The 21862-nt window shown below is 68.5% G+C and carries 20 protein-coding genes; 9 read left to right on the top strand and 11 right to left on the bottom strand.

Features of this window, described 5'->3' with window-relative positions; translation table 11 throughout:
* The first annotated feature begins 62 nt into the window (after positions 1-62).
* Positions 63-1649: an Ig-like domain-containing protein gene (locus tag PGB34_RS08855; protein ID WP_271427726.1), complete on the top strand. Its 1587-nt coding sequence runs from the start codon at positions 63-65 to the stop codon at positions 1647-1649.
* A gap of 93 nt (positions 1650-1742) precedes the next feature.
* On the opposite strand, the gene ureG is transcribed toward PGB34_RS08855, so the two are convergent.
* The 7 genes from ureG to PGB34_RS08820 form a co-directional block, all read right to left on the bottom strand.
* Positions 1743-2399 (bottom strand): urease accessory protein UreG, encoded by a 657-nt coding sequence (gene ureG, locus PGB34_RS08850; protein WP_271427725.1) that lies wholly within the window; start codon positions 2397-2399, stop codon positions 1743-1745.
* A gap of 4 nt (positions 2400-2403) precedes the next feature.
* On the bottom strand, positions 2404-3072 hold the full coding sequence (locus PGB34_RS08845; RefSeq protein WP_408647866.1) for an urease accessory protein UreF: 669 nt from the start codon (positions 3070-3072) through the stop codon (positions 2404-2406).
* Positions 3073-3077: 5 nt separating this feature from the next.
* Complete coding sequence (ureE, locus tag PGB34_RS08840) at positions 3078-3650, bottom strand: urease accessory protein UreE (protein ID WP_271427723.1); 573 nt, start codon at positions 3648-3650, stop codon at positions 3078-3080.
* Positions 3651-3734: 84 nt separating this feature from the next.
* Positions 3735-5453, bottom strand: coding sequence for an urease subunit alpha (ureC, locus tag PGB34_RS08835; RefSeq protein WP_271427722.1), 1719 nt, complete (start codon positions 5451-5453; stop codon positions 3735-3737).
* A gap of 81 nt (positions 5454-5534) precedes the next feature.
* Positions 5535-5840 carry an urease subunit beta gene (locus tag PGB34_RS08830; protein WP_271427721.1) on the bottom strand — a complete coding sequence of 102 codons (306 nt, stop codon included), beginning with the start codon at positions 5838-5840 and terminating at the stop codon, positions 5535-5537.
* A complete protein-coding gene (locus PGB34_RS08825) occupies positions 5837-6010 on the bottom strand; it encodes a hypothetical protein (protein WP_271427720.1) in 174 nt (57 codons plus the stop codon). The genes PGB34_RS08830 and PGB34_RS08825 overlap by 4 nt, the downstream gene beginning before the upstream one ends.
* 61 nt (positions 6011-6071) lie before the next feature.
* A complete protein-coding gene (locus tag PGB34_RS08820; protein WP_271427719.1) occupies positions 6072-6374 on the bottom strand; it encodes an urease subunit gamma in 303 nt (100 codons plus the stop codon).
* Positions 6375-6448: 74 nt separating this feature from the next.
* Between PGB34_RS08820 and PGB34_RS08815 the strand changes: the two genes are divergently transcribed.
* Together PGB34_RS08815 and PGB34_RS08810 are read left to right on the top strand one after the other, a co-directional pair.
* Entirely contained in the window at positions 6449-10069 is a 3621-nt protein-coding gene (locus tag PGB34_RS08815; protein ID WP_271427718.1) for a hybrid sensor histidine kinase/response regulator, read from the top strand.
* Complete coding sequence (locus PGB34_RS08810; RefSeq protein ID WP_271427717.1) at positions 10066-11109, top strand: response regulator transcription factor; 1044 nt, start codon at positions 10066-10068, stop codon at positions 11107-11109. Before PGB34_RS08815 ends, PGB34_RS08810 begins: the two co-directional genes overlap by 4 nt.
* Positions 11110-11128: 19 nt before the next feature.
* Here the strand turns inward: PGB34_RS08810 and PGB34_RS08805 are convergent, their stop codons facing one another.
* The 4 genes from PGB34_RS08805 to PGB34_RS08790 all read right to left on the bottom strand — a co-directional run bounded on the left by PGB34_RS08805 (position 11129) and on the right by PGB34_RS08790 (position 15353).
* On the bottom strand, positions 11129-12115 hold the full coding sequence (locus tag PGB34_RS08805; protein ID WP_271427716.1) for a tripartite tricarboxylate transporter substrate binding protein: 987 nt from the start codon (positions 12113-12115) through the stop codon (positions 11129-11131).
* A 59-nt stretch (positions 12116-12174) separates the two neighbouring features.
* Positions 12175-13323 (bottom strand): mandelate racemase/muconate lactonizing enzyme family protein, encoded by a 1149-nt coding sequence (locus PGB34_RS08800; protein ID WP_271427715.1) that lies wholly within the window; start codon positions 13321-13323, stop codon positions 12175-12177.
* A 46-nt stretch (positions 13324-13369) separates the two neighbouring features.
* Positions 13370-14365, bottom strand: coding sequence for an NAD(P)-dependent oxidoreductase (locus PGB34_RS08795; RefSeq protein ID WP_271427714.1), 996 nt, complete (start codon positions 14363-14365; stop codon positions 13370-13372).
* A gap of 127 nt (positions 14366-14492) precedes the next feature.
* Entirely contained in the window at positions 14493-15353 is an 861-nt protein-coding gene (locus tag PGB34_RS08790) for a FadR/GntR family transcriptional regulator (protein WP_271427713.1), read from the bottom strand.
* Between the two features lie 138 nt (positions 15354-15491).
* Between PGB34_RS08790 and PGB34_RS08785 the strand changes: the two genes are divergently transcribed.
* From PGB34_RS08785 to PGB34_RS08760, 6 genes are all read left to right on the top strand, one after another.
* Positions 15492-16463 (top strand): 2-hydroxyacid dehydrogenase, encoded by a 972-nt coding sequence (locus PGB34_RS08785; RefSeq protein ID WP_271427712.1) that lies wholly within the window; start codon positions 15492-15494, stop codon positions 16461-16463.
* A 23-nt stretch (positions 16464-16486) separates the two neighbouring features.
* On the top strand, positions 16487-17959 hold the full coding sequence (locus PGB34_RS08780; RefSeq protein ID WP_271427711.1) for an NAD-dependent succinate-semialdehyde dehydrogenase: 1473 nt from the start codon (positions 16487-16489) through the stop codon (positions 17957-17959).
* Positions 17920-18873, top strand: a complete 954-nt coding sequence (locus PGB34_RS08775; RefSeq protein WP_271427710.1) for an NAD(P)-dependent oxidoreductase — start codon at positions 17920-17922, stop codon at positions 18871-18873. The genes PGB34_RS08780 and PGB34_RS08775 overlap by 40 nt, the downstream gene beginning before the upstream one ends.
* Positions 18874-18967: 94 nt before the next feature.
* Positions 18968-20065, top strand: coding sequence for an isocitrate/isopropylmalate dehydrogenase family protein (locus PGB34_RS08770; RefSeq protein ID WP_271427709.1), 1098 nt, complete (start codon positions 18968-18970; stop codon positions 20063-20065).
* A gap of 39 nt (positions 20066-20104) precedes the next feature.
* Entirely contained in the window at positions 20105-21070 is a 966-nt protein-coding gene (locus PGB34_RS08765; RefSeq protein ID WP_271427708.1) for a Bug family tripartite tricarboxylate transporter substrate binding protein, read from the top strand.
* Between the two features lie 87 nt (positions 21071-21157).
* The gene (locus PGB34_RS08760; protein WP_271427707.1) at positions 21158-21829 is read left to right on the top strand and encodes a hypothetical protein; all 672 of its coding nucleotides are present in this window, start codon (positions 21158-21160) and stop codon (positions 21827-21829) included.
* Positions 21830-21862 lie beyond the last annotated feature (33 nt).

Genomic DNA, 21862 nt, shown 5'->3' with positions numbered 1-21862 from the left:
TCACGGTGCGCCGGCCAGTGGCCGGCGCTTCCATGTCAGGTCAAGATTACTTGGAGGAAGATATGAAATATCTGGAGGGAATCGGTCGCGCGAGCCTGATGGCGCTCGTTGCGGCAGCAGTGGTGGCTTGTGGTGGTGGCGGTGGCAGTCCGTCGGTGCCCATCATTCCGATTGCCACGAATCCGACGAATCCGACGAACCCGGCCACGCCTACGACGCCGGCAGCGCCCACCGCGGCCATGGCCATCGTGAACGTGAACGGTGTCAGCACCAGTTCCATGACCACGCTTGAAATCAGTCAGGTACGTTTCACGTTGCTTGATGCCAAGGGCGTGCCAGTGCAGGGGAAGGTGGTCACCTTTACCGAGTCAGGATCGGGCCTGCTCAGCTTCGCACCTTCTTCCGGAACGGCGCTGACCGATGCCAACGGCCTGGCGACGATCGAAGTGCGTGCTGCATCTTCCACGTCCACTGGCGCGACCACAGTCGTTGGTTCGGCCCTGGTGGACGGTACGACGGTCACGGCAGAGAAGTCCCTCGCAATTTCCAATGCGCCCTCGGTGGGCCAGACAGACCCTCAGGCCCTCGCATCGTCCATCGGCTTCCTGGACATCAACCCGGCTGACAAGTCGATCGTGCTGGCAGGGTCCGGCGGCAATGGGCGTGCCGAATCGGCCACCCTGCGGTTCCGCGTGGTGGATGCCAACAACACGCCGGTCAAGGGTGCAAAGGTGTCGTTCTCGGTGAACCCTGCCGAGTACGTGACGCTGAATGTTCCGACGGCGACCAGTGATGCAGAAGGCGTGGTGCTGACAACGGTTTCTTCGCAGAACGTCACCACCTCGGCTGTGGTGGTTGCGAAGGTGGATGGCCGGAATATTTCGTCGCAGTCCGATCAACTGCTGATCACCACGGGAGTGGCCACGCAGGCAGGCTTTGATCTTTCCGCCACGAAGTTCAATCTCGACTCTGCCACGTCTGGCGACAAGTCCACCATCACGGTACGTATCGTGGACACGGCAGGCAACCCCGTGGCTGACGGCGTGCCTGTGGTCTTTACTTCCGACTTTCTGGCGGTCGGCTCTTCGTCGCGTGGTGGTTGCGTGACCGCGAACGGCCAGTGCTCTGTTGACCTGAGTGTGCAAGATCCTCGTCCCCTGGATGGCCAGTACGTGATAGTCACGGCATCGACGCGCGTGGGAGCGAATGCCGAGGCAATCAGCGATACGATTCAGTTCACGGCGCCCCGGATTGGTGATGTGAATGTGTACGACGCTCCTTCTGGTGGTGCGGTAGCTACGACGCGTTTTGCAGGCGACTGCAAGGTCAACGTACCGCTGAATCTGCCCCTGCATGTGGGTACAAACGCTTCTTTCCCAGCGCCTGCGCAAAGCACCGTCACCGTTATCTCCAAGAACCCGGGTGTGACGATGACGGTCCAAGCGGGTGGTACCGTGCTGGATCAATTGGCAGTGCCGCGCCAGCGAACACGTCTGGATCTGGCTGCGAATATTTCTGAGGCAACGTGTGCCGCAGGGTCGACAGCTGGTTTCGATGTGATCGTCACCTCGCCCAATGGCAACACCGTGGCCCGCGCGTTGACGCTGGAGTGGACGCCTGAGGCAATAACGCCTCCTCCCACTCCCTGACTTGTTGACGGGACTCAGTCTGCGCAAAGCCAGTCGTGGGAACACGGCTGGCTTTTTGTTTGTGGTGCAGTAAGCGTGGTGCTAAGGACCGCTTCAGACCACCGTCAGCATCCCTTTGTTTTCAATAAACCTCACCACCTCATCAAGCCCCTCCCGCGTCTTCAGATTGGTCATCACAAACGCCTTGTCCTTGCGCATGCGCTTGGTGTCTGCCTCCATCACGCCCAAATCGGCACCCACGTAAGGTGCGAGGTCGGTCTTGTTGATCACGAACAGGTCGCTCTTGGTGATGCCGGGGCCGCCCTTGCGCGGGATCTTCTCGCCTGCGGCCACGTCGATCACGTAGATGGTCAGGTCGCTCAATTCGGGGCTGAAGGTGGCGGCCAGGTTGTCGCCGCCGCTTTCGACGAAGACCACGTCCGCATCAGGAAAGTCGGCCAGCATGCGGTCGATGGCTTCCAGGTTGATGGAGGCATCCTCGCGGATCGCCGTGTGAGGGCAGCCGCCGGTCTCCACCCCCATGATGCGTTCGGCCGGCAGCGCGCCGGCCACGGTGAGCAGGCGCTGGTCTTCCTTGGTGTAGATGTCGTTGGTGATCGCGACCAGGTCGTACTGCGCGCGCATCGCCTTGCAGAGCATCTCCAGCAGCGTCGTCTTGCCTGAACCGACGGGGCCGCCGATGCCCACGCGCAGCGGCGGGAGCTTCTTGGTGCGATGGGGAATGTGATGCAGGGCGGCGCCGGTGGTCATGAGGTCAGCTTCTGAAAAGACGGGAGTATTGATGTTCGTGCTGCGCCGACAGAATGGCGAGCATGGGCGAGAAGGCCTGGCGCGTGTCGTCGTCGCGCGCCATGGCGTCATCGACCGCCGCCGGCATTTCCTGTGCGAGGCGGGCGAGCATGCGCTGGCCCGCGCTCTGCCCCAGCGGCACGGCCTTGACGGCTGCGGCCGTCATGTTCTCGGCCCAGCCGAAGGCGAAAGCCAGGCAGGCGCTGCGCGCATCGGCGCCGCTGCGTGCGGCAGCAAAGGCGAAGGCAATGGGGTAGGTGGTGGCCAGGCCGTCAAAGCAGGCCTGCGCGTCAGGATGATGCAGCTTGAGCCATTCGAGGAAGGAGCGGCCCATCTGTTCGGTCTGCAGCCTGAACTCGGCCGATTCGCGCGTGCTCAGCACCCAGTCGTTCAGCACGCGCACGCGCGCCTGATCGCCTGCGTGCCAGGCGGGCAGCGCAGCAGCCAGCACGGCCAGGTCGCCCGGCGCCAGCGTCAGATGCAGCTGCTCCACCAGCCAATGGGCGGCCGAGGCTTCGTCATGAACGCGTCCGCTGTCGACCGCGGCTTCCAGGCCCTCGGAGTAGGAGAAGCCACCCACCGGCAGCGCCGGAGAAGCCAGCCAGATCAGCTGGAGCAGGCTCTGCGGCGCCAAAGCGTTCAATGCGAATGTCCGTGATCGTGGCCGCAGCCGGGGCCATGGACATGTCCATGGTCATGCGTGTGTTCAGCATGCGAGTGGTCATGCCCATGATGGCTGTGCCCATCCTGCGTCACGTGGCCGCCATAGGCCCCCCCTTCGGGCTCGAAGCTTTCCTGCACTTCGTTCACGATCAGGTGCATGGCGCGCAGCATGTCGGCCAGCACATGGTCGGGCTCGATCTTGAGGTGGTCGCTCTGCAGTTCGATGGGCACATGGCGGTTGCCCAGGTGGTAGGCCGCGCGCGTCAGGTCGAAAGGCGTGCCGTGGGCGCTGCAATGGGTGATGCGCAGAACCGTCTGGAGCGCAGCGATCACGCGCACCAGCGAGCCGTCTTCCAGCACCAGCAGGTCGCCGCCACGCACGGCAGTGCCGCGCGGCAGAAAGACGCCGATGCGGCGCCCCTGCGAATCGGTGGTCTCGAAGCGGCTTTTCTGACGCACGTCCCAATCGAGTTCGACGGTGGCCGCGCGCTTGACGAGCACCGGTGCCAGGCCCTGGCCTTGGGGCATGAGTTTGTTGGCGGTGAGCATGTGAAATGGGTCGGCTGAACCGAGGGTTGAAAAGGCTTTTCCAGCATAGCCAGCCTGTCAAGAGGCGGGCGCGGCGCCGCAACCTCAGAACAGGAAGTACCGCTGCGCCATCGGCAACACCGTCGCAGGCTGGCAGGTCAGCAGCACGCCGTCGGCGCGCACGGCATAGGTCTGGTGATCGATCTCCATCACCGGCGTGAGGCCGTTGTGGATCAGATGCTGCTTGCGCACGCCGCGAATGCCCTTGACGGCGCTGAGCGTCTTGGCCAGGCCGAAGCGCTCCTTCACGCCCGCGGCCAGTGCCGATTGCGAGACGAAGGTGAGCGAGCTGCGCGCGCTGTTGCCTGCATAGGCGCCGAACATGGGCCGGTAATGCACGGGCTGGGGCGTGGGGATGCTGGCATTCGGATCGCCCATGGCCGCCATCGCGATGCTGCCGCCCTTGAGGATGCAGAAGGGCTTCACGCCAAAGAAGGCCGGCTTCCAGATCACGATGTCGGCCCACTTGCCCACTTCCAGGCTGCCCACTTCGTGGCTGATGCCGTGCGAGATGGCGGGGTTGATCGTGTACTTGGCCACATAGCGCTTGGCGCGGAAGTTGTCGTTGCGCTCGCTGTCTTCGGGCAGTGCGCCGCGCTGGGCCTTCATCTTGTGCGCCGTCTGCCAGGTGCGGATGATGACCTCGCCCACGCGGCCCATGGCCTGCGAGTCGCTGCTCATCATGCTGATGGCACCCATGTCGTGCAGGATGTCTTCGGCCGCAATGGTTTCCTTGCGGATGCGCGATTCGGCAAAGGCCAGGTCTTCGGCGATGGCGGCGTCGAGGTGGTGGCACACCATGAGCATGTCGACGTGTTCGTCGAGCGTGTTCACCGTGTAGGGCATGGTGGGGTTGGTGGAGGAAGGCAGGAAGTTGGCCTCGCCCACAACGCGCAGGATGTCGGGCGCGTGGCCGCCTCCCGCGCCCTCGGTGTGGAAGGCACACAGGCTGCGGCCCTTGGTGGCGGCGATGGTGTCTTCGACGAAGCCCGATTCGTTGAGCGTGTCCGAATGGATCGCCACCTGCGTGTCGCTTTCCTCCGCCACGCTCAGGCACTGGTCGATGGCCGAGGGCGTGGTGCCCCAGTCCTCATGCAGCTTCAGGCCGATCACGCCGGCATCGATCTGCTCGCGCAGCGCCTCGGGCCGGCTCGCATTGCCCTTGCCCAGAAAGCCCAGGTTCATGGGAAAGGCGTCGGCCGCCTGCAGCATGCGCTCGATGTGCCAGGGGCCGGGCGTGCAGGTAGTGGCGAAGGTGCCGGTGGCCGGGCCGGTGCCGCCGCCCAGCATGGTGGTCACGCCGCTGGCCAGTGCTTCTTCGATCTGCTGCGGGCAGATGAAGTGGATGTGGCTGTCGATGCCGCCGGCCGTGACGATGTTGCCTTCGGCCGCGATGATCTCGGTGCCGGGGCCGATGACGATGTCCACGCCCGGTTGGGTGTCGGGGTTGCCGGCCTTGCCGATGGCGGCGATGCGGCCGTCCTTGAGGCCGATGTCGGCCTTGACGATGCCCCAGTGATCAAGGATGAGTGCGTTGGTCAGCACCGTGTCCACCGCGCCCTGGGCACGGGTGCGCTGGCTCTGCGCCATGCCGTCGCGGATGGTCTTGCCGCCGCCGAACTTCACTTCTTCGCCGTAGCCGCCGGCGCGCAGGGTGTAGTCCTGCTCGACCTCGATCACCAGGCCCGTGTCGGCCAGGCGCACGCGGTCGCCCACGGTGGGGCCGAAGATTTCCGCATAGGCGCGGCGAGAGATGGAGGCCATCGGGTCAATCCTTCAACGGCATTGCCCGGCCGGGCAATGCATGAATCTGCAAGAGGGCGTGCGTGCAGGGCGGTCGAGTGTTCAGAGCTTGCCTTGCACCAGGGCGCGAAAGCCGTAGACCGTGCGATCGCCGGCATAGTCCACCAGCTCCACGGTGCGTTGCTGGCCGGGCTCGAAGCGAACGGCCGTGCCCGAAGCGATGTTCAGGCGCATGCCGCGTGCGGCATCGCGGTCGAAATCGAGTGCGCCGTTGGTTTCGGCAAAGTGGTAGTGCGAGCCCACCTGGATCGGCCGGTCCGAAGCATTGCGCACCACCAGCGTGGTGCTGCGGCGGCCCGGGTTCAGCCCGTGGTCGCCGGCATCGATGAGCAGCTCACCCGGGATCATTTGCGGCCCGCCCACCAGGCGATGCCCACGGCCACGGCCAGGGCGATGAAGATCGCGGCGTCGGTGGCATGCCAATGGGGGCCGCTGAGGCCATGGCCTTCATGGGCCAGCGCGGGCAGGGCGGCGGCCAGGGATGCGAGGCCGATCAGGGGGTTGCGGAGCGTGCGCATGAAAACAGTCCTTGTCGCTTGAAGTGGTTGAGGTGCTTGAGGTGCTTGAAGCGCGGGCCACTCAGGCAATCGGCTGATGCACCGTCACCAGCTTGGTGCCGTCGGGGAAGGTGGCCTCGACCTGGATGTCGGGGATCATCTCGGGCACGCCCTCCATCACGTCTGCGCGGGTGAGCACCTCGCGCCCTTCGCTCATCAGTTGCGCCACGGTCTTGCCGTCGCGCGCGCCTTCCATCACGGCGGCCGAGATCAGGGCCACGGCCTCGGGGTAGTTGAGCTTCAGGCCCCGCGCCTTGCGCCTTTCGGCCAGCAGGGCGGCGGTGAAGATCAGCAGCTTGTCCTTTTCGCGGGGCGTGAGTTCCATGGGCGACGATTATTGAATGGCCCGCTGCTGATGCAACACCCGTGCCGTGGCACGGCAGTTGCACCCGGAAGGGGGTGTCCACCCTGCCGCCCCAGCCCTCGCCCCTGGCCGACGATGCGCCCCAGCGCATCGTCAAGCTGCGCCGCGACTACAACAGCTGGGTGGCGCGCGAGACGCTGGAGGACTACGCGCTGCGCTTCACGCCGCAGCGCTTTCGCAAGTGGTCCGAATGGCGCGTGGCCAATACGGCCTTCGGCGCGGCCTCCTTCCTGATCCTGGAGGCGGTGGGCGCCACGCTGCTGGTGCAGTACGGCTTCGTCAATGCCTTCTGGGCCATCCTGGCCACGGGCCTGATCATCTTCGGCGCCGGCCTGCCCATCAGCATCTATGCGGCGCGCTACGGGGTGGACATGGACCTGCTCACGCGCGGCGCGGGTTTTGGCTACATCGGCTCCACCATCACTTCGCTGATCTACGCCAGCTTCACCTTCATCTTCTTCGCGCTGGAAGCGGCCGTGATGGCCTATGCGCTGGAGCTGTCGCTCGGCATTCCGCCCGCCTGGGGCTACCTCATCTGCGCCGTGGTCGTGATCCCGCTGGTCACGCACGGGGTCTCGGCCATCAGCCGCCTGCAGCTGTGGACGCAGCCCATCTGGCTGCTCATGCTGGTGCTGCCCTTTTGCTATGTGCTGATGCGCGATCCTGGTGCGTTCTCGGGCGTCGTGCACTACGGTGGTGACAAGGCCGGTCGAGCGGGTTTCGATTGGCACATGTTTGGTGCAGGCCTCACGGTGGGCATTGCGCTGATCACCCAGATGGGCGAGCAGGCCGACTACCTGCGCTTCATGCCCGCGCGCACGCCCGCCACGCGCGGGCGCTGGTGGGCCGGCGTGCTGGCCGGCGGGCCGGGCTGGGTGGTGCTGGGCGTGGTGAAGATGCTGGCCGGCGTGCTGCTGGCCTGGCTGGCCATCAGCCACATGGTGCCGGTGGAGCGCGCGGTCGACCCGAACCAGATGTACCTGGCGGCGTATGAATACGTGTTCAGCGACTACGGCTGGGCGGTGGCCGCCACGGCGCTGTTCGTGATCATCTCGCAGCTCAAGATCAACGTCACGAACGCCTATGCGGGCTCGCTGGCCTGGTCCAACTTCTTCTCGCGCATCACGCACAGCCACCCGGGGCGCGTGGTGTGGGTGCTGTTCAACACCTTCATCGCCTTCATGCTGATGGAGATGAACGTCTTCGAGGCGCTGGGCGACGTGCTGGGCCTGTACGCCAACATCGCCATCGCCTGGATGATGGCCGTGGTGGCCGACCTGGTGGTCAACAAGCCGCTGGGCCTGTCGCCCAGGGGCATCGAGTTCAAGCGCGCACACCTGTGGGACATCAACCCCGTGGGCGTGGGCGCCATGGCGCTGGCCTCGGTGCTGTCCATCACGGCCCACATCGGCGTCTTCGGGCCGATGGCGCAGGCCTTCTCGGCGCTGATCGCGCTGGGCACGGCCTTCGTCACCGCGCCGCTGATCGCCTGGGCGACGAAGGGGCGCTACTACCTCGCGCGGGGTGGGTGCGAGGCTTGCCCGTCAGCATCCGGGATGGCCGGTGGGCAGGGCCTGGTCGTGCGCACTTGCGTGATCTGCGAGCGCGATTACGAAGGCCCCGACATGGCGCACTGCCCCGCCTACCAGGGCCACATCTGCTCGCTGTGCTGCACGCTGGATGCGCGCTGCGGCGACATGTGCAAGCCCCAGGCGAGCCTGTCGGCGCAATGGTCGGCTGCCCTGCGCTGGCTGCTGCCGCGCCGCGTCTGGCCCTACCTCGACACGGGCCTGGGCCACTTCATGCTGCTGGGCCTGGTGATCGTGCCCTTCCTCGCGGCCGTGTTCGGCGTGCTCTACCAGCAGGAGCTGCGGGCCATCGCCGAAACGGTGGGCCGCGCGCCGCAGGCGGCCCTGCGCAGCGGCTTCCTCAAGGCCTACATGGCGCTGCTGCTGGTGGCCGGCATCGTGGCCTGGTGGCTGGTGCTGGCGCACCAGAGCCGCAAGGTGGCGCAGGAAGAGTCGAACCGCCAGGCCCACCTGCTGATGCGCGAAATCGAGCTGCACCGCCAGACCGACCGCGAGCTGCAGGCCTCGCGCCAGGCCGCCGACGAGGCCCGCCAGGCCGCCGAGGCCGCCAACCAGGCCAAGAGCCGCTACATCAGCGCCATCAGCCACGAGCTGCGCACGCCGCTCAACAGCATCCTGGGCTACGCGCAGCTGATGGGCGAAGACGCCTCCGTGCCGCCGCATCGCCAGCAGGCTGTGGCCGTCATCAAGCGCGGTGGCGAGCACCTGCTCTCGCTGATCGAAGGCACGCTCGACCTGGCCCACATCGAGGCCGGCAAGCTCACCCTGCAGCCGCGGCCGCTGCACTTTGGCGACATGCTGCGCGAGCTGGGCCACATGTTCGAGCTGCAGGCTTCGGAAAAGGGCCTGCGCTTCGCCTTCGATGCCGGCCCGGGCCTGCCCGAGTGGGTGCGCGCCGACGAGAAGCGCGTGCGTCAGATCCTCATCAACCTGCTGGGCAATGCCATCAAGTTCACGGCGCGGGGCCAGGTGAGCCTGCGCGTGGCCTACGCACGCGAATTCGCCAGCATCGAGATCGAGGACAGCGGCCCCGGCATGCAGCCCGAGGAACTGGCCAGGATCTTCGAACCCTTCGCGCGCGCCGGCTCGGCCGCGCAGGCTGCGCCGGGCGCGGGCCTGGGCCTGACCATGGCGAAGATGCTGACCGACCTGATGGGCGGCGAGCTGCAGGCGCGCAGCGTGCCGGGCGAGGGCTCGGTGTTCCGCGTGCGCCTGTTTCTGCCGCGCCTGCATGCGGCGCCCGCGCCGCCCCGGCCTGCCGAAGGCGCATCCGCCGCGCCGGGGCCGGCAGTCTCCGCGCGCCGCGGCTACGCCGGCCGGCGCCGCCATGTGCTGGTGGTCGACAACGAGGAGGCCGACCGCGAGCTGCTGGTGCAACTGCTCGAGCCCCTGGGCTTCGAGCTGCGCACTGCCGCCAGCGGCCATGACGCGCTGGACCTGCTGGCCGCGGGCCTGCGCCCCGACGCGATCTTCATCGACCTGGCCATGCCCGGTATCGACGGCTGGGAGACTTTGCGCCGGGCCGGGGCGATGTGGGCCGGGGCAGCGCAGCGAAGCGGTGATGCGTCACCGGGTCAGATGAGGCAGTCCCGGCCGCCGCCGGGCCGCCCCAAGGCGGCCGCGGCCCCCTCGGGGGGCAGCGAGGACACGCAGTGCCGAGCGTGGGGGCCACACACTGCTTGCGCCATCGTCTCTGCCAACGCTTTCGACAAGCGGCTGGAGAACGACGTGGGCATCGCGCCTGAGGATTTCTTCGTCAAGCCCGTGCGCCACAGCGAGCTGCTCGACTGGCTGGGTCGGCGCCTGGGCCTGCAGTGGCTGGATGCAGCGGCGCCAGCGCCGCAGGCCGCGGCACCCGGGGCCGCCGCCGCTGCGCCGCAGCCGCCGGCGCAGGCGCTGCAGCCGCTGCGGGCCGCGGCCGAGCTGGGCTATCTTCGGGGCGTGATGAAGGAACTGGACGCCCTGGCCCTGGCGCACCCCGCGTGTGCCGACTGGATCGCCGCGCGCCGCGCGCAGGCACGGGCTTTTGACTTCGAGGCCCTGGCGGCCCTGTCGCGCGTGCCATGAACGACCCCAGCCTTGCTCCGCTGGCCGCCAGCCTGCGCGAAGAAACCGCGCAGGGCGACCTGGTGCTCATCGTCGACGACGTGCCCGACAACCTGGCCATGCTGCACGACGCGCTCGATGAGTCGGGCTATACCGTGCTGGTGGCCACCAGCGGCGAGGCCGCGCTCATGCGCGCCGCGCAGGCCCGCCCCGACATCGTGCTGCTGGACGCCATGATGCCGGGCATGGACGGCTTCGAGGTGGCGCGCCGCCTCAAGGGCGATGCCGCCACCGCGCACATTCCCATCGTCTTCATGACGGGCCTGACCGAGACCGAGCACCTGGTGGCCGCGCTGGGCACGGGCGCGGTGGACTACGTCACCAAGCCCATCAAGCCCAAGGAAGTGCTGGCCCGCATGGACGTGCACCTGCGCGGCGCACGCCATGCGCGCCAGCAGGCCCAGCAGGCCGGCCACGCGCGCAACGCGCTCGATGCCTTCGGCTACGCGAGCATCACCGTGCGCATGCCCGAAGGGCGCGTGATCTGGCAGACCTCGCTGGCGCGCGAGCTGCTGCAGCGCTATGCGCAAACCACCGCGCCGGCCATGCCCGCGGCCATGCGCGACTGGCTGGCGCAGCACCTGCCGGCCACCCGCCAGGGCGTGGAGCCGCCGCCGCTGGTGCTGGTGCAGGGCGCGGCCGAGCTGCAGGTGCGCGTGCACCAGCAGACCGGCGACGACGATGACGACGGCGCAGGGCAGGGCGATGCGCAAGGCGTCTCGGGCGACTGGCTGCTGATCCTGCGCGAAGTCAGCGACGGCGCCGCCATCGAGGCCATGCGGCTGGCGCTGAAGCTCACTGCGCGAGAAGCCGAGGTGCTGTACTGGGTGGCCAAGGGCAAGACCAACAAGGACATCGGCGACATCCTCGGCAGCAGCCCCGCCACGGCCAAGAAGCACCTGGAGCGCATCTACGTGAAGCTGGGCGTGGAAACGCGCACGGCCGCCGCGGCCGTGGCGCTCAAGCGCATTCGCGAGAGCCTGCCGCAGTTCCAGCTCTGAGCGAAGGCGCCCGGGCGCATCACTCCAGCTTCACGCCCGCATCGTTCACCACCTTGGTCCACTTCGGGATCTCCTTGGCCAGCAGCTCGCCAAAGGCCTCGGGCGTGCTGGCCACCACTTCCACGCCCTGGTCGCGGAACAGCTTCACCACTTCCGGGTCCTTGAGCACGGCCACGATGTCGCGGTTGGCGCGCTGCACGATGGGCTTGGGCACGCCCGCCGGCATCTGCATGCCGAACCACACGATCACCTCATAGCCCGCCACGCCGGCTTCCTGCACCGTGGGAACCTCGGGCAGCAGCGCGGCGCGGCTGGAGCCGGTCACGCCGATGGGCTTGAGCTTGCCGGCCTTGATCTGCTGCATCAGGTTGGGCACGTTGTCGAACAGCACGTCGATCTCGCCGCCCAGCATGGCCATCACGGCCGGCGCGCTGCCCTTGTACGGCACATGGGTCATCTTCGTGCCCGTCATGCTCTGGAACAGCTCCATCGACAGGTGGTTGGAGGAGCCCGAACCCGTGGAGCCGTAGTTCAGCTTGCCCGGGTTCTTCTTCGCGTAGTCGATCAGGTCTTTGACGTTGTTCACGCCTTTCAGGTCGGGCCGGATCACCAGCGCGTTCTGCGTGTAGCCGGCCCACACCAGCGGCTGGAAGTCGCCCGTCGCGCTGTAGGGCAGCTTGTCGCCGTACAGCGCCGGCAGGGCCGAGAAGGGCAGCGGCGTGATGAGGATGGTGTAGCCGTCGGCCGGCGACTTGGCGGCCAGGTTGTTGCCCAGCACGGTGTTGCCACCCGGGCGGTTGTCCACCATCACCGAATGCTTCCACGTGCGGTTCAGGCGGTCGCTCACGGTGCGCGCCAGCGTGTCGTTGAAGCCGCCGGGCGTGTACGGCACGATGATTCGGGTCGGCTTGCCGGGGTACTCCTCATTGGCGAAGGCGCCGCCGAACGCCAGGGTGAGGGGTGCCGCGGCCAGGGCTCGCAGCAGGGTGCGCTTGTCGAATTGCATGGCTTGTCTCCGTTGTTCGATCTGTCATGGGCCGGTCATGGCGCACCGGCGGGCGCGGGTCAGAACTTCACGACGTAGCCCGGGCCGTCCACCATCGGGTACTTGTCGAAGATGGCTTCGTCGACCTCGATGCCGATGCCATGGCCCTTGGGCGGCTCCACGCAGCCGTCGGCGCCGATCTGGAAGGTGCTGCCGAACATGTCGCGGAAGGGGTTGAAGTGCGAGACGCAGGCCTCGAAGTAGCCGGCGTTCTCGGTCGCGGCCAGGAAGTGCAGCGTGGCCGCGTGGTTCAGCCCCGTGGCCGAACTGTGCGCATGCAGCGGGATGCGGTAGGCCGAGGCCATGGCCGCGATGCGCACGCCCTCGGTGATGCCGCCGCTCTTGGACAGGTCGGGCTGCCACACCTGCACGGCGCGTGCGTCCAGCATCTGGCCGAACTCGAAGCGCGTGAAGTGGTTCTCGCCAGCCGCGATGGGCACCAGCGGCGTGATCTTGGCCGCTTCTCGGTACGACGCGAAGTCGTTGCAGGCGAAGGGCTCTTCCAGCCAGCCGGCCTGGATGTCGGCCAGCGCGGGCAGCACGCGCCGCACGTCGGCGATGGTGTAGGCCGTGTTGGCATCGGTCAGGATGTCGATGTCGTCGCCCAGCACCTCGCGCACCTTGCGCACGCGCGCGATGTCGTTCTTGACCGTGTCGCCGATGCGCAGCTTCACGGCCTTGTAGCCCTGCGCCACATAGGACTGCGCTTCCTCCGCCATGGATTCCGGGGGCTGGTAGCCCAGCGCGATGCCGCCCGCATAGGCCGGGATGCGGCGGTGCGAGCCGCCCAGCAGTTCGTACAGCGGCATCTTGGCGGCCTTGCCGCGGATGTCCCACAGCGCCATGTCGATGCCCGACAGCGCCAGGCAGGTGCCGGCGCCCAGGCCGTGGCTGGAAAGCTGCATGCGGTGCACGCGCTGCCACGCGCCCACCACGTCGGTGGCGTTCATGCCCACCAGCAGCGGCTGCAGGGTGTTGTGGATCAGGCTCACGATGGCGCCGGGGCTGCGGCCCGGGTGCGCCTCGCCATAGCCGGTGATGCCTTCGGAGGTCTCGACGCGCACGATGATGCAGTCGCGCTTGAGCGTGCTGCCGATGCCCATGGTCACGGTCTTGCCCTCGGGCAGGCGGTACGACAGCGGCACGGCGGTGATGCGGGTGATCTTCAAGGGTTGTCTCCTTTGTATGGCGATGGATGGCGAAGAAGGGTGGTCTTCATTGCGCGGCCCGCGCGGGCCGGTCGAAGACTTCGGGGTTGACGATGTTGGGCGGGCGCTCGCCCCGCAGCAGCACGGCGGCCAGCGTGTCCACCGCCAGCACGCCCATGGCGCGTTCGGCTTCCTGCGTGATGCCGGCCAGGTGCGGCGTCAGCAGCACGCCCGGATGGCGGCGCAGCGCGCTGTCATCGGGCAGCGGCTGGCTCTCGAACACGTCGAGCACGGCGCCGGCCAGCTGGTCGCGTTCGAGGGCCTGCACCAGGTCTTCCTCGCGCACCACGGGGCCGCGGCCCACGTTGACCAGCACTGCGCTTGGTCGCGCATGGGCCAGCACGCGGGCGTCGACCATGCCGCGCGTCTGCGGCGTGAGCGGGCAGGCGACGATGACGAAGTCGCTGGCGGCGAAGAGTGCGTCCAGCGGCAGCGCAGTGAAGGGGGCAGTCACCTTGCCCGGCGTGCCCGTGCACACGGCCACCTGCATGCCGAAGCCCTGCTGTGCGATGGCCGCGATGCGCTGGCCGATGGCGCCGAAGCCGATCAGGCCCAGCGTGCGCCCGCGCAACTCGAAGGTGCGCGCACCGGCCTGTGCGCGCACGGCCCAGTCGCCGGCGCGCACGCTTTGGTCGAAGGCCGCGAGCTGGCGCGCCTGCGCGAGCAGGGCGGCGAACACGTACTCGGCCACCGCGTTGGCATTGACGGCCGGCGTGTTGCCCACGGGAATGCCGTTGGCGGTCGCGCGCGGGACGGGGATGAAGTCCAGACCCACGCCCTGGCGCATCACGCAGCGCAGGCTGTTGGGGCGGTCGAACAGATCGGGCGGCAGCAGCCGGCGCACAACCAGCCCCTCGATGCGCGGCATGGCCTTGCGCAGGAAGTCGTCGCTGCCTTCGCGCACGAGTCCATCGGGGATCTGTTCGATATCCGCCCATTCCGACAGGCGCGCATGCGCATCGGGGTGGAGCGGGTCGGTCAGCAGCACGCGAGGCTTGGTCATGTGGCCGGGTTCGCAGTCGTGGAATCGCCCGGGGCGGGCGGATGCGCCGCGGCTTGCCGGCGCCCTGTCTCGGTCCCGGTCAGGCCGGGTTGTTCTCAAAGTTGTGTGATGAATCTATCACACAACTTCAGGATTGACGACCGGCTTTGCGCGGGGTCGGCCGCGCTGGCGTGGCCGCTGCCGTCGTGGAAGTGCCCAGCTTGGCCCGTGCCACGCGGCGTGCGGCAGCGCGGCTGTCGCCGGTCCAGAAGTCCTTGCCGGCCTGCTCGATGCGCTCGCCGGTGTTGTGCATGTGCATGAAGGCGGCGGTGCGCGCTGCCGCGGCATCGCGCGCCTTGATGGCGGCGCACAGTGCTTCGTGCTCGGCCCGCACCTGCGCCGCGAGGTCGACCCGCCGTGCCTCGTTGGAGCGCGTGAGCCGGATCGCGTCGTGCAGTGCGCGCGTGAGCATGCCCAGCAGTTCGGTGTAGTGCGGGTTGTGGGCCGCGCGCGAGATGGCGATGTGAAAGGCCAGGTCTTCCTCGACGCCATCGCGGCCTTCCTTTTCGGCGCGGACGATGGCACGCAGCGCCTGCTGGATCTGCGTCATCTCGGCACCTGTGCGCCGCTGCGCAGCCAGGGCGGCCATCTCGGCCTCGATGCCGCGGCGCAGTTCCAGGATGCGCAGCACGCCCTGCGCGGGGTCTTCCGTGCCGCCCGTGCCGGCCTGGGCCAGGCGGAAGGCGTCGGCCGTCTTCGGGTCGCGCACCACGGTGCCGCTGCCTTGCCGGGTTTCGACCAGGCCTTCGGACTTCAGGCGCGAGATGGCTTCGCGCACCACCGTGCGGCTCACGCCGTACTGCTGCGTCATGGCCTGCTCGGTGGGCAGGCGCGTGTTCACCGGGTAGATGCGAGCGCGGATGTCGGCCGCGATCAGCCCTGTCACGCGATCGGCAAGGGTGCCATCCATGGCGCGCGGGCTGAGGTCTTCGGAAGCGGAGAAGGCCATGGTGTTCGCAGGCTGTTCGGGTGCCCGAAGAATAGCACCGGAGTCAACGCGCTTGACAAGGTGGTACTACGTATTTGTAATACGACTTGAGGCAACGCCAGACGCAAAGCGCTGGTGCCGCACACCCTGAAGGCCCCCATGAATCATTCGAACAGGCCGCGTGCCTTTCTGTGCCGCCGCTTCACGCCGGCGGTGGAAGCCGCGCTCCACGAGCGCTTCATCCTGAGCATCAACGACGACGATTCGATCCTCGCGCCCGCACGGATCGTCGCGCTCGCGCAGGGCTGCGAAGTGCTGTTCGTCAGCGCCACCGAATCGGTCACGGCCGAGGTCATCGCCGCACTGGCACCCACCTTGCGCATCGTGGCCACGCTGTCGGTGGGACATGACCACATCGACCTGGCCGCGGCGCGCGAGGCCGGCGTGCAGGTGCTGCACACGCCCGACGTGCTCAGCGATGCCTGCGCCGAGATCGCGCTGATGCTGCTGCTCAACGCCTGCCGCCGTGGCTTCGAGGCCGACCGCCTGGTGCGCAGTGGGGCCTGGCAGGGCTGGGCACCCACGCAACTGCTTGGCGTGGGTTTGGTGGGCAAGCGCCTGGGCATCTTCGGCATGGGCCGCATCGGGCGCGCGATCGCGCACCGCGCCCAGGCCTTCGGCCTGGCCATCCACTACCACAACCGCTCGCGGCTCGAGCCGGCGCTGGAAGCCGGCGCCACCTACCACCCCACGCTCGAAGCGATGCTGGCGCACAGCGACATCCTCATGATCGCCGCGCCCGGCGCGCCTGCGCTCAAGGGCGTCTTCAACGCGCAGCGGCTGGGGCGGCTGCCGCGCGGCGCGGTGGTGGTCAACATCTCGCGCGGCGACCTGGTCGATGACGAGGCGCTGATCGCCGCGCTGCAAAGTGGCCAGGTGCGCGGCGCCGGGCTGGACGTGTTCGCGAACGAGCCGCGCGTGCATCCCGGCTACCGCGACCTGGACAACGTCTTTCTTTCGCCGCACATCGGCAGTGCCACGCACGAGACGCGCGACGCCATGGGCTGGCTGCTCATCGATGGCATCGCCGCCCTGCAAAGTGGCCGCGCGCCCGACAACCTTCTTCGCTGACTTTCCTCCAAAGAGCGCTTCTCATGAAACTGCAACACCCCGATCTCTTTCGCCAGCAATGCCTCGTCGGCGGCCGCTGGGTCGATGCTTCCGACGGCGCCACCCTGCAGGTGCGCAATCCGGCCGACGACAGCCTGCTCGGCACCGTGCCGCGCCTGAACGCAGAAGATGTGCGCGCCGCCGTGGATGCAGCCAACAAGGCCCTGCCGGGGTGGCGCGAGACCAGCGCCAAGGAGCGCTCGCGCCTGATGCGCCGCTGGTTCGACCTGTGCATGGCGCACCAGGACGACCTGGGCCTGCTGCTCACGCTGGAGCAGGGCAAGCCGCTGGCCGAGGCCAAGGGCGAGATCGCCTACGGCGCCAGCTTCATCGAGTGGTTCGCCGAGGAAGCCAAGCGTGTGTACGGCGACGTGATCCCTGCCGCCGCCATGGACCGCCGCATCGTGGTGCTCAAGCAGCCCGTGGGCGTGGTCGCGGCCATCACGCCCTGGAACTTCCCCAACGCGATGATCACGCGCAAGGCCGGCGCCGCGCTGGCGGCCGGTTGCACCATCGTCATCAAGCCCGCGTCGGCCACGCCCTATTCGGCACTGGCGCTGGCACAGCTGGCGCTGGAGGCGGGCATCCCGGCCGGGGTGCTCAACGTGGTGACCGGCTCGGCCTCCACGGTCGGCGGCGAACTGACGGGCAACCCGGTGGTGCGCAAGCTGTCCTTCACGGGCTCGACCGAGATCGGCAAGAAGCTGATGGAACAGTGCGCGGGCACGGTGAAGAAGGTGTCGATGGAACTGGGCGGCAACGCGCCCTTCATCGTCTTCGACGACGCCGACCTGGACGCGGCCGTGGCCGGCGTGATGGCCTCCAAGTTCCGCAACGCGGGCCAGACCTGCGTGTGCGCGAACCGCATCTTCGTGCAGAGCGGCATCTACGAACGCTTCACCGAAAAGCTGAAGAAGGCCGTGGAAGCGCAGGTGGTGGGCAACGGCCTGGAAGCGGGCGTGAACCTGGGCCCGCTGATCGACGATGCGGCCGTGGCCAAGGTGCGCGAGCACATCGACGATGCCGTGGCGCTGGGCGCGAGCATCGTCACGGGCGGGCAGCCGCACCGGCTGGGCGGGCGTTTCTTCACGCCCACCATCCTGGCCGAGGTGTCGCCCCGGTCCAAGCTGATGCAGGAAGAGACCTTCGGCCCGGTGGCGCCGCTGATCCGCTTCGAGACCGACGAGGAGGCCGTCGCCATGGCCAACGACACGCCCTTCGGCCTGGCGGCCTACTTCTACACGCAGGACTATGCGCGCGCCTGGCAGGTGGCCGAGGCGCTGGAAGTGGGGATCGTGGGCCTCAACGAGGGCCTGATCTCGACCGAGCTGGCGCCCTTCGGTGGCATCAAGGAGTCGGGCGTCGGCCGCGAGGGCTCCAAGTACGGCGTGGACGACTACCTCGAGATCAAGTACGTGTGTGCCGGTGGCCTGGGCCGACCGCTGGCGGGCCGCTGAGCTGCATTCAACGCAAGGAGACAGACATGAAACACAAGAAGATCGGCCTGATCGGCGTCGGCCTGATGGGCCACGGCATCGCGACCAACATTGCCAGGCACGGCCATCCGCTGTCGGTGCTGGAGCATGAAGGCAACCAGCCGCTGGATGGTCTGAAGGCGGCGGGTGTGAGCACCTGCGTCAGCGCGAAGGAGCTGGCCGCGGCCGTGGATGTGCTGCTGCTGTGCGTGACCGGCTCGCCGCAGGTCGAGGCGGTGCTGCTCGGCGACGAGGGCGTGCTGCAGGGCATGCGCAAGGGCACGGTGATCATCGACTGCTCCACCGCGATCCCGGCCTCGACCGAGCGTCTGGCGAAAGTGGTGGCAGAGGCCGGCGGCCGCTTCATGGACGCGGCCATGACCCGCACGCCCAAGGAGGCGGCCGAGGGCCGGCTCAACCTGCTGGTGGGCGCCGACGAGGCGCTGTTCGACGAATGCCGGCCGCTGCTGGCCTGCTTCGCCGAGAACATCACGCACTGCGGCCCGGTGGGTTCGGGCCATCGCATGAAGCTGCTGCACAACTACGTGTCGCTGGGCTCGGTGTCGCTGATCGCCGAGGCCGCCGCCTGCGCCCAGCGCGCCGGCGTGGCGCCCGAGGTCTTCGTCGACGTGCTGAGCAAGGGTGGCGGCGGCGGCACGGCGCTGGAGCGGCTCAAGCCCTTCCTGGCGCAGCAGGACCCGAGCGGCCTGCGCTTCACGATGGCCAATGCGCTCAAGGACCTGGGCTACTACACGGCCATGGCGCAGGACAGCCAGGCCCCGCACACGATCGCGGAGGGCGTGCGCCAGACCTTGGCGCAGGCGGTCGAAAGCACTGGCGGCCAACGCCTGCTGCCCGAGCTGGTGGCCGTGCTGGCCGCGCGCGACGCGGCCTGAGCGCAGGCCGGGGCCGGCCTCGGCCTGCCCGCCAGCTTCTTTTCTCTTGCGTCGCCGGCAGGCGGCGCGCGCCCCCTCTTGGAGAACCGGACTCATGCCCCTGTATCAGATCGCCACCATCGACGGCGACGGCATCGGCCCCGAGGTGTGCCAGTCGGCCACCCGCGTGCTTTCACACGCCTGCGGCAGCGACTTGCTGGAATTCACGCGTTGCGACGGCGGCGCCGCCCACTACGCGCGCACCGGCCACGTGCTGCCCGATGACACCTTCGCGCTTTGCCGCGACTCGGCCGCCATCCTGCACGGCGCGGCCGGCCTGCCGGGCGTGACCTACCCCGACGGCACCGAGGTCGGCAACGACCTGCACCTGCAGTTGCGCTTCAGGCTCGACCTGTACGCCAACGTGCGGCCCGTGCGGCTGTGGCAGGGCGTGAAGTCGCCGCTGGCCGGCTGGCAGGCCGGGCAGATCGACTACGTGATCGTGCGCGAGAACACCGAGGGCCTGTACGCCAGCCGCGGCGGCGGCATCAACCTGCGCGGCGAGGTGGCCACCGACACCATCGTGGTGACGCGCAAGGGCGTGGAGCGCGTGGCGCGCTTCAGCTTCGGGCTCAGCCGCAAGCGCCACGGCGCGCCGCGTGACGGCAAGCGCCGGGTGACCGTCTGCGACAAGGCCAACATCCTGCGCAGCTACGCCTTCTTCCGGGCCGTCTGCGAGGAAGTGGCGCGCGAGCATGCCGACGTGGAGATCGACTATGCGTATGCCGATGCGATGACCGTTCACCTGGTCAAGCGGCCCGACTTCTACGACGTGATCGTGGCCGAGAACATGTTCGGCGACATCATTTCCGACCTGGGCGCGGCCACCATCGGCGGCATGGGCCTGTCGCCCTCGGCGGAGCTGGGTGAACGCCATGGCCTGTTCCAGGGCGCGCACGGCTCGGCGCCCGACATCGCGGGCCAGAACCTGGCCAGCCCGCTGGCCACCATCCTTTCGGGCACGCTGATGCTGCAGTGGCTGGCCGAGCGGCATGGCGACGCTCGCCTGAGCGCCGCGGCCCGCCGCATCGAGACCGCCGTGGGCCAGGTGCTTGCGCAGGGCGATGCGGTGCCGCGCGACCTTGGCGGCAGCGCCACCTGCACCGAGGTGACCGAAGCCGTGCTGCGCCGCCTCGACCGCGCCGCGGGCTGATCCAGGGCCTTTTTTCCAGAAGAACACGGAGACCCTTCCATGCGCAAGATGCTCACTCTGCTTGCCGGCGCGGCCCTGTCATGCCTCGTGCTGTCCACTGCCCAGGCCGCCGGCCCCATCACGATGATCGTGACGGTGCCGCCTGGCGGGTCTTCCGACGCACTGGCGCGGCTGACCGCGACGGCCCTCGGCGCCCGGCTCAACCAGTCCGTCGTGGTGGAAAACGTGACCGGCGCGGGTGGCCTGGTCGGCATGCAGCGCTTCCTCAAGGCCAAGGCCGACGGCAGCACGCTGCTGTTCATCAACCAGTCGCTCGCCATACTGCCGCACCTGTACAAGCAGGCCGGCTATTCGGCCGTGACGGATGTGGCGCCCGTGGGCATCGTGGCCAAGGTGCCGATGGTGCTGTCGGTCAGCAATGCCAGCGGCATCCAGGACCTCCCGGGGCTGATCGGAAAGATGAAGAGCACGCCCGGTGCGCTGAACTTCGGCTCGGGCGGGCCTGGCACCACCGCCCATTTCGCCGAGGCGCTGTTCATGCAGCAGGCCGGCGCGCAGGGCCAGCTGGTGCAATACCGTGGGTCGGGTCCGGCGCTGACAGACCTCATGGCCGGCACCATCCAGGCCGTGATCGACCAGACCGTGACCATGCTGCCGCTGCACAAGGATGGGCGGGTGCGCGCGCTCGCCGTGTCGTCCGCTGCGCGGGTGCCGCAGAGCCCGGACGTGCCCACCTTCGCCGAGGCGGGCCTGCTAGCCTTCGACCTGGCGATCTGGAACGGCGTCGTGGCGCCCACGGGCACGCCTGCGGCCGAGTTGCGCCGCCTCGAACAGGCGCTGTCCGCCGCGGTTGCCGAGCCCGCGTTCCGCGCCCAGATCGACAGCATGGGCGCGCAGGCCCCCACCGGCGACGAGCGTGGACCGGGCCACTTTCGCCAACTGATCCAGCAGGACGCAGGCCGCGTGGCCGATCTGGCCAGGACAGGTGTGTTCGTGGCGAACTGAGAACCTGAGCACGTTCTGACGGGCGCAGCGGGCGTCTCCCCGGGGCTTGGTCGCATGGCCATGCCCGGGAGGGACTATGCTGCCCGGATGCCTGTGCACCTTCATCGCCGCAGCCGCTTCCTGCTTCCAGGCAGCCTGGCATTGGCCATGGGTGCGGCCAGTGCCGGCGGCCACTTCGATGTGGACGATGCCGACACGCTGGGCGAAGGCCGCTGCCAGTACGAGCTGTGGGCCGGGCGCGCGCAATCAAGCAGCACGGCCTTCCAGCACCTGGGGCTGGGGTGCCGGGTCGGCGCCGTGGAGCTGGGCCTCAGCGGTGATCGCAGTTCGCGCCCCGCTGCCCGCGTGCTGGGGCCCGCCATCAAGTGGACCTGGCTTGGGGAGCCGGAGCAGCCGGTGCGCGCCGCCCTGGCCTTCGGGGCCGGCTGGGACTGGCGCAAGCACGGCAAGCCCAGCCGGCAACTGCTGCTGCCGCTGACCTGGCAGCCGCTGCCGGCCCTGATGCTGCATGCCAACGTGGGTGCGGACTGGGCGGGCGACAGCCCGCGCAGCGCCCGCCGCGGCCTGGCGGCCGAGTGGGCGGTGGACGGGAAGCTGTCGCTGATCATGGAGCGCAACCGCGCCGCCCATGCGTGGACGACGCGGGGCGGCCTGCGCCTGGGCCTGACGCCTGCGCTCACGCTGGACATGAGCGCGGCACGCGCGCGGCCGGGCGGCACGGTCTACACCCTGGGCCTCTCGCACGAGTTCGGGCGCTGACCGCCGCCGCCACGCGGCAGAAAAGGCGGCAGC

Origin of the sequence: Xenophilus arseniciresistens (genome assembly GCF_028023875.1) — a bacterium.
Taxonomy (GTDB): Bacteria; Pseudomonadota; Gammaproteobacteria; order Burkholderiales; family Burkholderiaceae_C; genus Xenophilus; species Xenophilus arseniciresistens.
The sequence above is the reverse complement of the archived record's forward strand: the minus strand, read 5'-3'. Positions and strand labels throughout refer to the sequence as shown.